At 61.5% G+C, this 10173-nt stretch carries 12 protein-coding genes and 2 pseudogenes; 10 read left to right on the top strand and 4 right to left on the bottom strand.

The genetic code is table 11. The features are described from left to right. The 7 genes and pseudogenes from Q1A36_RS20730 to Q1A36_RS20700 form a co-directional block, all read left to right on the top strand. Positions 1 to 816 (top strand): annotated as a pseudogene (locus Q1A36_RS20730) (hypothetical protein); the annotation flags it as partial. A 12-nt stretch (positions 817 to 828) separates the two neighbouring features. Then, positions 829 to 1707: a hypothetical protein gene (locus Q1A36_RS20725; protein ID WP_299847953.1), complete on the top strand. Its 879-nt coding sequence runs from the start codon at positions 829 to 831 to the stop codon at positions 1705 to 1707. A 27-nt stretch (positions 1708 to 1734) separates the two neighbouring features. Continuing rightward, positions 1735 to 2268 carry a hypothetical protein gene (locus Q1A36_RS20720; RefSeq protein ID WP_299847951.1) on the top strand — a complete coding sequence of 178 codons (534 nt, stop codon included), beginning with the start codon at positions 1735 to 1737 and terminating at the stop codon, positions 2266 to 2268. Next, entirely contained in the window at positions 2265 to 2975 is a 711-nt protein-coding gene (locus Q1A36_RS20715) for a hypothetical protein (protein ID WP_299847949.1), read from the top strand. The genes Q1A36_RS20720 and Q1A36_RS20715 overlap by 4 nt, the downstream gene beginning before the upstream one ends. 116 nt (positions 2976 to 3091) lie before the next feature. Then, positions 3092 to 3403 (top strand): annotated as a pseudogene (locus Q1A36_RS20710) (transposase); the annotation flags it as partial. Between the two features lie 289 nt (positions 3404 to 3692). After that, on the top strand, positions 3693 to 4007 hold the full coding sequence (locus Q1A36_RS20705; protein ID WP_299847946.1) for a head-tail adaptor protein: 315 nt from the start codon (positions 3693 to 3695) through the stop codon (positions 4005 to 4007). Positions 4008 to 4301: 294 nt separating this feature from the next. Next, complete coding sequence (locus Q1A36_RS20700) at positions 4302 to 5702, top strand: DUF6538 domain-containing protein (RefSeq protein ID WP_366141619.1); 1401 nt, start codon at positions 4302 to 4304, stop codon at positions 5700 to 5702. Here the strand turns inward: Q1A36_RS20700 and Q1A36_RS20695 are convergent. The 4 genes from Q1A36_RS20695 to Q1A36_RS20680 form a co-directional block, all read right to left on the bottom strand. Then, complete coding sequence (locus Q1A36_RS20695; protein WP_299847943.1) at positions 5687 to 5863, bottom strand: hypothetical protein; 177 nt, start codon at positions 5861 to 5863, stop codon at positions 5687 to 5689. The genes Q1A36_RS20700 and Q1A36_RS20695 overlap by 16 nt on opposite strands. 502 nt (positions 5864 to 6365) lie before the next feature. Further along, positions 6366 to 6926: a hypothetical protein gene (locus tag Q1A36_RS20690; RefSeq protein ID WP_299847941.1), complete on the bottom strand. Its 561-nt coding sequence runs from the start codon at positions 6924 to 6926 to the stop codon at positions 6366 to 6368. Between the two features lie 65 nt (positions 6927 to 6991). After that, positions 6992 to 7378, bottom strand: coding sequence for a hypothetical protein (locus tag Q1A36_RS20685; protein WP_299847940.1), 387 nt, complete (start codon positions 7376 to 7378; stop codon positions 6992 to 6994). Continuing rightward, positions 7375 to 7896, bottom strand: a complete 522-nt coding sequence (locus tag Q1A36_RS20680; protein ID WP_299847938.1) for a hypothetical protein — start codon at positions 7894 to 7896, stop codon at positions 7375 to 7377. The genes Q1A36_RS20685 and Q1A36_RS20680 overlap by 4 nt, the downstream gene beginning before the upstream one ends. On the opposite strand from Q1A36_RS20680, the gene Q1A36_RS20675 reads away from it, so the two are divergent. The 3 genes from Q1A36_RS20675 to Q1A36_RS20665 form a co-directional block, all read left to right on the top strand. Continuing rightward, entirely contained in the window at positions 7888 to 8070 is a 183-nt protein-coding gene (locus Q1A36_RS20675) for a hypothetical protein (RefSeq protein WP_299847936.1), read from the top strand. The two genes, Q1A36_RS20680 and Q1A36_RS20675, sit on opposite strands and share 9 nt — an antisense overlap. A gap of 524 nt (positions 8071 to 8594) precedes the next feature. Next, on the top strand, positions 8595 to 9944 hold the full coding sequence (locus tag Q1A36_RS20670; protein ID WP_299847934.1) for a plasmid recombination protein: 1350 nt from the start codon (positions 8595 to 8597) through the stop codon (positions 9942 to 9944). Next, on the top strand, positions 9925 to 10173 hold a 249-nt coding region (locus Q1A36_RS20665), incomplete at its 3' end, for a hypothetical protein (protein ID WP_299847933.1). The genes Q1A36_RS20670 and Q1A36_RS20665, both read left to right, overlap by 20 nt.

Below are 10173 nucleotides of genomic sequence, written 5' to 3'. Positions count from 1 at the left end.
GAGGTCGTGGTCGAGTTCCTCGAAGGCGATCCCGACAAGCCGCTGGTCACAGGCAATGTGTTCAACGGCAAGAATGACGTTCCCTATGATCTGCCCAAGCACAAGACCCGTTCAACCTTCCGCACGAATACGCATGACGGCAACCGCACAGGGCGCGGGTTCAACGAACTGCGATTCGAGGATCAGCAGGGTGAGGAGGAGGTCTACCTGCATGCCCAGAAGGATCTGACCGAGAAGATCGAGCATAATGCCTCGCGCCGGGTCAACAACAACGACCTGACCAGCATCGGAGGCAGCAAGCTGGAAGCTGTCAGGTGGAACGCAAAATCCCTTGTCGGGCTGAACTATTTCCTCAGCGTTGGTGGTGCTCATACCGGTGATGTCTTTGATGGGATTGACCCGGAAGGGTTGCGCTCGAAGGCCTATGATCTGACCGACGACCTGTTTGACACAGAGGCGGTCGGAAACATCGCCGAGACCTGCTCGGGGAACCGGTATTCGGGGGTTGCCGGCAATCAGAGTTCGGCAATTGGGGCGGCTTGTTCAGTGAGCGTCGGCACCGGCATGACAACGCGCATCGGCAAGGACATGACCGTCACGATCGGCGGCAACATGCTCCACACCGTATCAGGTAACAGTGCCGAGACGGTGGGGGGCAGCCACACGACATTGGTGGATGGAGACATAATCGTGAGTAATCAGGGCGGATATTTCATCATCAAGGAAAGCGGCGATATCCTGATCGGCGGTCGTTCACTGACCATAGAGACGACGGGCGATCTTGTCGCCAAGTCCCGCAAGATCTCGCTGAACTAGCGCGCTATGGCTATGAATGATCTTGTCCGCGCAGGCGGCTATACACTGGTGACGTCCGACAGCATGTATGTGCTGTCGCATCCCGACTCGACCTATCTGGTCGCCTTCAAGGCATCGACCGTCAGCTTCAAACCATTCTACCGACAGACCAGCGAAACCTTCCGGACAGCCTGCGCCCGCGAAATCCAGACAAGCTATTGCGTCTGCAACGGCCCATATTTCAGCATCCCGGGAAAGTGGGCCACGGCGCACTACTATGCCGGTTTCCATATCGATGGCAGCAATGTCGAGCAGCAGGGGCAGGTCTACATCAACGGCGCCCTGCAAAGTGACAGCAGCGCGGTTCCGGCGATGTTCTATGTCAATCAGTCCCGCACCGGCGCCTATACCTTCGGCGAGGGCAACCCACAATCCGCCTATAACGCGATCGGCAATCTGACCCCGCTGATTCTGAGTCACTACCGAAGCCAATCCGGTATCCGTTCGCCAATCAGATTTGGAGATCGCAACCTGTATGATCGAGGTGCCGAAACCAGCACCGCGCAGGTCCCGACCGGAAACCCCGCCGCGATTCATGCCGACAATCTGACCCAGCGTAGCAACACGCGAAATGGTCAGCTTGTGGCGGGTGAGGGCATTGTGGCTCTTGGCTACAACCGGACTGCGGACCTTCTTCTGGTTCTGGCGCGTGACAACGGCATCGCAAGCGGTGCGGCAGAGCACGAGGCGAAAAGTGCAATCGAACATTTCAGCCATTTCGGATGCACCGATGCAGTTGCCTTCGATGTATCGACATCCTGCACGATGAGGACACAGAGCCGATATTACGCCACACCGGACAGCCGAAAGGACAATGCCATTGAAGTGGGTTTCAAGATTGGTCCGCGCTGATGCCGGGCGCAGGAGGCGCCTCATCCGATGAAGCTTGCGATAAGGGTCCTCTGCGCGATCGTGGTGGTTTTCATCACCCTGCTGACCATACATGCCGAATATCTCGGGTTTGCCAATCCGGCGGCCGCAATCTATGCGCCCAGTGCTTTGGCCAAGCTTCTCCTGGCCGTGGTTCTTGCCGCTGTGCTTCTTGCTGCGCCTCGGACGGTGACTGGAGGCCTGACCGTGGTCGCCGCAGCCGCAATCTGGGCCCTGCAGCATCAGGCGATCGTGACAACGTCCGTCAGCGAGCCGCCGGTCGTCGAGACTCGTCTTTTCGGGCAGATCATCATCGACCAGAAATATGTGTGTGTGGCACCGTCGGCCGATGATCTTTTTCTGGTGCCGGGGCAGTCCATCACGCAGACTCTTCGAAACGTTCCGATGTCAGATGCCGACTGCAGGCCAGCCGACCAGCTCTTTTATCTGGCGCTTGCTCCGGTCGTGGTCTTTGCGCCCGTTCAATCCGACGCCCTGCGGAAGGCGATCTCAAATGCCATTGATGCAGCCGTGCTGGAGTGACCATGGAATTCAGTGACGAAGTCGATAGGGTCACTCAGCAGAGTTCGGCGGCAAGGGCGCGCGCCGAAGCCAAGACCGATGTTGCGAGAAAAGGCGTCTACTCGGGCGCGAAAACTGGAAAATTTCATCGCCCTCTTGTCCTGATCTGGCACGAACTTCACGAGAACCAGCTGGCTTGGCTGCGCGTGCCCGAGGGGCCGTTGCGACATGAGGACCGCCAGCTATTCGATGCCTCAAGCCGGAGAAATCTTTCCGATCTTGCCTCGATTCCCGCTCAGGAGTGGTGGTCACTCTGCGAGGGAATCGGCTGGACTCTGATGGGGTGCGTGGCGCTGTCATGGTGTGAGGCGCCCAAGGCCGGTTTGGTCTGGGATGCACTGAAACGCGTGCCGCCGCCGTTCACCGCAACGCCCGGCAATATTCGAGCTTGCCAGCTGCTCAATCCTTCGGTTCTGCCCGGCACCAATCGGCTATCCGACCTCAGGCTGGCAGCCGATAAGGATTCTGTGGTCTTGGCCGCCCTCGTTTCCGCCCGCATCGATGCTGTCGAGCTTGATCTGGACATGAGCACGCTTTCAAACGCAAATGCCCAGGTTGCATCATTCCTGCTTCGGTCCAAACCAACAGACACGATGCGTCAGGACGTGCGCGATACTCTGATGACTCACTGGAAAAAGACCGTGGTCGGAGGTGTGTTCGACGTTTGATCATGCGAGCGCCCCCACCAATGTGAACCGCGCCGGGTTTGCCGACGGCTCCAACTCCTGAGTAGGATGGAGCATCATGAGCAAGACGACGAACAAGTTTTCCCCTGAAGTGCGCGAAGGTGCCGAAGCTCGCCACCATCATGGATGACGCCGAGCACGACCTGCTCGGCTACATGTCCTTCCCGAAGGAACATCGGGCCAAGCTGCACTCGACCAACCCGATTGAACGCCTCAACGGCGAGATCAAGCGCCGCACCGACGTCGTGGGCATCTTCCCCAACGATGAAGCCATCATCCGCCTCGTCGGTGCCCTGCTCCTTGAACAGAACGACGAATGGGCCGTCCAACGTGCCCGATACATGACGCTGGAAACCATCGCACCGATGCGCGATCATCCCGTCATCAGCCTGCCCGCCGTGGCATCCTGATCAAGCAGGCCCGCGCCGAACATCACGGTGACAATCAGCGCCAGCTACACCACGCTATGGGACAGCATCAGGTGCATGGGCTGTCCCGCTACTGTGGCGAAACCTGCGCGCATAGGATGGAGCACGCCCGGCGTCGGGAAACACGGGCAGCGCATCCCCGCCATCCGCCCCGGCCCTGCCTGTGGCGCGGCTGTGCCATCCCCCGGCCCAAACGATCCGATCAGAAATATTGTGGTGCGCCCTGTCGAATACAGGCAAAGCGGACCCGCCAACGAAAGGCGAAGACGACATGAACGCATCAGACCTCGCGAAGCGCGCCAGCTTCTACCAGCCGGTCGAGGAACGGGACGCCGACGGGATGCTAGTGCAGGGCTGGCTGCTGCGCTTCACCTGCGCCGCCAACGTCTGCTATCTGCGCGGATCAGAGGCGGTGATGCAGGCCCGGCTTCAATCGAAAGCGCCCGCAATCGTCACTGTTCGCGACTTCCCCCAGACGAGACAGGTCACAAGCGAATGGCGCGTCGAAATCGACGGGCGGACGTTCCACCTCAAGGAAGACCCGCGCCCGGAAGGCCGTATGCAGGCGATGCTGGTGGAGGGGTAAACAGGGCAGCGCGCCAAAGCTGACGATTGTTACCCCAGGCGTTACCCCTGCGCTGCATTGCCGATGCGCTGGCGGGCTTCTCTTGCTCTAAGCTGCTGATTTTATTGGTGGAGCCAAGGAGAACCGAACCCAAATTCTTGAGATTCTTAAACCTGCCACAATAGCATATTTTTGCTTGATAAATTTGGTATTCTCTTGCCTCTGATATCTCCGCGCTGTAGCAGTTTATGTAGCAAAAATTGTAGCAATCCGCTCTGTCTATGGGCGGGCTTCTCCGAACTTGGGGCATAACCGTTGGCAGGTATCATTCTCAGAGGCAGTACCTGGCATTTCAGGTGGGTCGTGCCCGACAGCTACCGGGATGTTTGCAGCAAGCGCGAGGTCCATAAGAGTCTGAAGACCGACAGCCGAACCGAAGCCGAAGCCCGCGCCAAGGAATATGAGCGCGAGTTGCGGTCGAAGTTCGAGGCCCTGCTGGCGGGGCGGACGACGCCGGATCAGAACATCGTCGCATTCGACACGGCCGTTCGCATCGCGCAGGGGCTGGGCATGGGCTACATGTCTGCGAAGGAGCTGGCCGGCGGCAGCGTGGAAGACCTGCTTGGGCGGATCGAGACCGCGCGAGATCTTTCCCCTGATGCCTCCAATCGTGGCACAATCGCCGCTGTTCTGGGGGGCAGCGAAGAACCCGGGCTGCGCCTGTCGGGCCTGGCTGATCATGTCGAGCAGATCAGCGCCGACGAGAACCGGTTCAAGAACCAGACGCAGATGCGGAAATGGCGAAATGGCCACAAGCGGGTCATGACCCAGGCCATGGAGGCGATCGGCCAGGATATTCTGGTCAGGGATTTCACCGCCGAACATGCCCTGAAGCATCTGCTCATGCTGGAGAAGAAGGTCGTCACTCAGACGATCGCAGCTGACACGATCAAGAAAGAACTCACCTATGCCGCTGGATGTTTCCGGCGCTACTATCGCGCCGCCGGTGTCGTCAATCCGCCGCGACCTTATGCGGGTCTGTCAGTCTCCAAGGGGGTTATCAAGCTCTCTCACAAGCCAGCGGACAGCCGGCGCAAGCGTGAACTACCACTGGACTGGATCACGGACACACTGCTGCTCCCGGGTCTTCTCGACGGGATGAACCCGGAGGCCCGGGACATTCTGCTGATCTGTGTCGAGACCGGATGCCGACAATCAGAAATCTACAACACGCCGCTCGTGGATATCGATGTCCATGGGGACTATCCCAGTTTCACACTGCGGCCGATTATCCATGTGCGCGAGATCAAGAACAATGCCTCGGAACGTGTCGTGCCGCTGGTCGGTGTGGCCCTGTCGGCGATGAGGCGCGTCGTCGCGCGCGGTGGCTTCAAGAGATACATCGGACGCGACACCTGGTCGGCTGCGGTGAACAAATATCTGCGTGAACGCAATGCCCTGCCAGATGGACATTCCATCGGTGGCCTTCGACACGCCTGGGAAGGGCGGATGCGTCGGGCCGGCATCGCGGTTGACGAGCGCGGCGTGATGATGGGCCATAGCGTCGCCCTGATCCGAGATCGAGAGGAATACGGCGACATCACGCTACAGGAGCGCCATGCGCTGGCTCGCCGGGTCGTGCTGGATGTGGCTGACCCCGTCGCTCATCTTGGCGAAGACGTGGTGGTCGCATCGCGCCATCAGCGTCCGGACTGAGCGTGTCTGGCAAGACGGCGCGCCCGCTCCAATGCGCTTTCCTTCGCCTGTGCTGCCAGAAGCTCGGCTTCCAGCCGTTCAAACAGCGGCAAATAGGCATCGCCATGCAGGGCGACGCAAGTCGCAGCATATTCGAGTGCCTGTTCGATCCGCTGGAGCATCTGCGAAACGGCGCAGTCAGCGACAGGGAGGGAAAGACGTTTCCCCGCCAGTCTGGTTGTGCATATCCACCCCAGATGTCGGGGAGCGATTTGAAAGCCTCTCCTCGGCATGGCTGCAGCCTGGGCATCCATTCGGGCCTTCCATTGGCTGCAACACGGGATCAGAGGAAAGCGGCGATGGCCTGCACGAGGAGGCGCCATTCTTTGCGATGCCATGGTTGGCGAACCGGAGATCATCAGGGGCAGATTGGCACCCGATGATCTCCGTGAGCTTCTCGCGCATGGGCTCGTGGCCGACGGTCTTCATTGTAATCCTCTTGTTCAGGCGCCCCCTTGTCCCGGGAGTTTCGTGAACATCGGATCGTTGAAATTTGGGACTCTATGAGATTCGATCACTTTTTTTCGTGAGTGCGTTTTCGTTTGCGAAATTCGGATCGATTTCGCGCGCGCTGGCTGGAGTTGCAGCAGAAGGGCTTCGCCAGCGCGCGCTACCGCCGCTGAGTCACGCGGCGGATTCTGATCGTTGTGAACTGCGCCCACGCGAGCGGCGATGCTCGACGATGACGGGCCGGGTGGCATAGCTGCGCCGGCGACGCAGATACATCGTTCGCCGCTCGCTTCCGTCGCGTGAACGCAGCGGAGGCAGGCCGCCAAGGCGGTCCTGATCGAGGGACGGCCCGATGAGGCGGATCAGATCGGCGAACTCGGTACGCTTGGCATTCGGCAGCTGCCCGATGATCGGATGTCCATCAGCGCCACTGTCGAAGCGCGGGTCGTCGCTGGGGACGGTGATCCGCCGTCCAAGGACAAAGCGCGAGGGGTGATGGAGGCCGGCGCTGCGCCACGCCGTTCCGCGATCGAGCAGAAGGTCATGACCGCGATTAGCATCCGTGTCGGCGGTTGTGCCGAAGGCCAGTATGATGTCGGTGCTGTCGACTCCGTCGCGGACTGCGATGACGAGACAGGGTCGCGCTTTGCCGGGCAGGTCATCATCGCTGCGTGGGAACTGGAACGAAACGATGGTTCCGGGTGCGCATCGCGCGACCCAGTTTGGCGTTGTCATATCAGAGGGCTTTCATCTTAAGGTTCGCCCGGCGCGGGAAATCCGCACCGGGCAGGATGGTTGGCTCAGGAGATGCCGCGGCAGCGTCCGATGTGACGCTCGGACGCGAGCAGGTCGGCGACGCGCTCGGACGCTGTGATCGCGTCATGAAGGGCGGAGACCAGTGGAGCGAGTGCCGTATCCGGTCCGCCCTGACCCTGTGCCATCAGGGCGTCACGGAAGGCGCGCAGGCTGACCCGGGCGTCCCGCGTCATCGCGCTGCGGCGCTCGACGATATCGCGCAGATCGGCCAGCTCACGGCGGAGCTGGACGGCGGCATCGCCGCTGATCAGGTCGCACCAGTCGAGTGCGCGCCTCGTGGCACGGATGGCGTCGGCACCGATGTCCTCAATCCGCTCGAAATCCGTCACCTTGGACTCGAGGATCACATGATGTCTGCTGTCGATCTTCATGCGCGATCCTCCTGACCAGAGGCTGCGGCCGGTCGCAGTGCCGGGCGCCAACCGGTGCGACGATCGATGCGCCGCTGGTTCCGCTGTTCCACCCGACGAGCAGACGCGATGTCGCGCAGCGCATGCACGCGGGCGCGTTCCGCGTGCAGCCGGTCGAGCGCCGTCTCGCAGAGATGACCGACGACCGGGGTATCACCCTGGGCGTCGAGGCCCGGGTGCTGGGGTGAGATGCTGATGCGGCGATCCAGTTCGAATCGGACGGCGCGGTCGAGACCAGAGTTGCGGACCTCGTCCATGCGGGTGAGCCGCAGCGTGCCCGGGCGGACAGGCTGCGACCGATCGTCGAGGCCCGGGGCAACGGTCAGCACGCGCCAGCCGCCGATCGTCTCGATCTCGACCACCAATGCGAGGCTGTTACCGGCATCCATAGGCCAGCGGATGATGTCGCCGATCGCGACGCTCTCGTGCCAATCGCTGATGGCGACGGCCATATCAGTGGCAGGTTTTTGATGAATCATCTGATCCTCGTCTCGTTGCAGAAACGACACCCCACCCTCACCCCCGCTTCTGGTCGGGCTGCGCTGGCGGTGTGTCACAAGACACGCGCCGCCAACGCAGCGCCGACCATTCCCGGCTGGATCACCATTCCGACCTTCCGCTGGTTCACGGCGCGCCAATCCGGCTCCGCATGAGCACGAGAGTTGCGATGGCAAGAAGGCTGGCATCGCAACTGTCGTGCCTGTCACCAGTCGGGCTGACGGGCGGAGGGGTGATCCCGTCTGTCCATCAGCGCGGCGCCATCGGCCGATGCCGGGGATCCAAGGGACGGCGAGCAGCCCTTGGTCGCGGCGGGGGGACCTGGGGTCCTGCGGAAGGCGGCCTGGAGGTGTCCAGCGGAACAGTGGCGAATGCGTTCTGCTGGTCCTCGCCGGAGAGGCGGCCCGCGGCAGCGCCATCGGAGATGCCAGGAGGTGGCGGGCGGAACAGCGGCGAGTGCCGTTCTGCGCGTCCCCGCCGGACAGGCGCGGGGTCCGGGGCAGAGCCCCGGCGAACGGCAGATCGAGCGACCGTGCCGCAGGCCGGTTGCGCGATCTGTTGAGTGAGTAGACACCCCTCCACAGCCCCTGCGATTGGTCCCGAAGAGCCGCGCAGCGATCTGCTTCCAGAATTTTGGCGACGATCTGACCTCCTTGGAAAGTCCGGGGAGGCGAAAATCGTGGATGCAGAACGCTATGCAATCGTGATGCGCATGCAGGCGCTTTGGCCGAAGACCCTCGGCCGCTACGAAAAGCACCGGCTGCGTATCGGTGGCGATCTGGGCCATGTTGACAAGGATCGTTCGGGTCTCAACCGACGCCTGATCGGCGAGGAGGACTGGGCGAAACAGGCACGGGCCGAGATCGAGCTGATACGGTTGACGAACCACGCCAAGGAGCTTGAGGGCCTCACGAAGCGGCGGCGCACAGGTGAGCTGAAACGGCGTATTGCCGAGGGCCCGCGCGATCCATGGCGCGCCACGCAGCACGGGCCGATGCGCGAGGTCATCCTGACCGTCAATCGAAAGTGGTTCGATGCAGGCGAGCAGGAACGTAACGCTGAGGGTCTAACCCCGCGTGAGCAGGCCTTCGAGGATCTGGCGAAAAAATGGCTGCGCGAGAATTTTGGCGCGGACTGTGTCCACGCCCGCGCCGATCTCGATGAAGAGGCCTATCACATCCATGCGGTGATCCTGCCGCGCGCCGAGACCAAGGACGGCCGGCAGATGCTGCAGCCGTCGAAACATCCTCTGATCCGCCATTATGAGGCCGGGCAGGACAGCGTCGGAGACTGGTTCGCCGATCTTGGGCTGGTGCGCGGCGAGCGGCGCAAGCAGGCTTTCCGGGATGCCATGGCGCATAACGAGCTGCTGCAGCGGGACATCGACAAGGGCATCCCTGATGTCTTCCTGCCTGAGCCTGCCGAGATGCCGGAATATCGCCAGCATGTCAGCCCGCGAAAATGGCGCAAGGCGCAGGAGAGGGCACTGGCGGAACGAGAGAAGGTCGCAACGGTTCGGGAAAGCAGGGTGAGCCAGAGGGAGCAGAGCGTCTTGGCCCGGAAAGACCGACTGGCTGAGCGCGAAACGGTGGTGGAGACCCGCGAGGCCGAGGTGGTGAAACGGGAAGCCAAGGCCAGCGAGATGCAGGAGGTCGCGCGGGTCATGATCGACGTCGCGACAAAGGTCTCGAAAGGCGATCTTGAGGTGGTTGAGCGCATTGATCCGGCTGCAAAGGCCTCAAGCGACCCGAAACAGATTGCCCGTAAACATGCGACCAGCATCTTCGGGCGCGCGCTGACAAAGCTGCGCGGTGATGCCCGCGAAGAGGCACGGGCGGAACTCTCCGATGCCTTCGAGGAGATCAAGGCGGCCGATGAGGAGATCGTCAGGGTGACGGCACTGCTGCCGCAGTCCGCGCGCGAAGCCATCGCCAAGGCCAGGCGCTCGCTCTCAGGTCGGATCTTCGGGCTGACCCAGGCGGCAAAACGGCAGTTCACGAACCGCCGTGATGAAAAAGATCAGCGATGAGCTTTGCCCGCAGACGAGACGAAATCACTTTCTTCTTGCTCGGCGCGCGGCGGGAGAACCGCATCGCTCCGGGCAAGACTTGAAACCAACTCAACGGAAGACCCATGACCAAACGAACGACTACCAACATCGACATGACCCGCATCTCCGACTGGACTTGCCCGGCTTTTGTGGAGAGCGTTTAGCTTACTTCCCGGGCCTTTCGCTCGAATGCGAGGGGGCTCTGGAA

The sequence above is a fragment of the uncultured Paracoccus sp. genome (genome assembly GCF_947487305.1).
In the GTDB taxonomy this organism is placed as follows: Bacteria; Pseudomonadota; Alphaproteobacteria; order Rhodobacterales; family Rhodobacteraceae; genus Paracoccus.
This window is presented reverse-complemented; position numbering and strand designations above follow the sequence as displayed.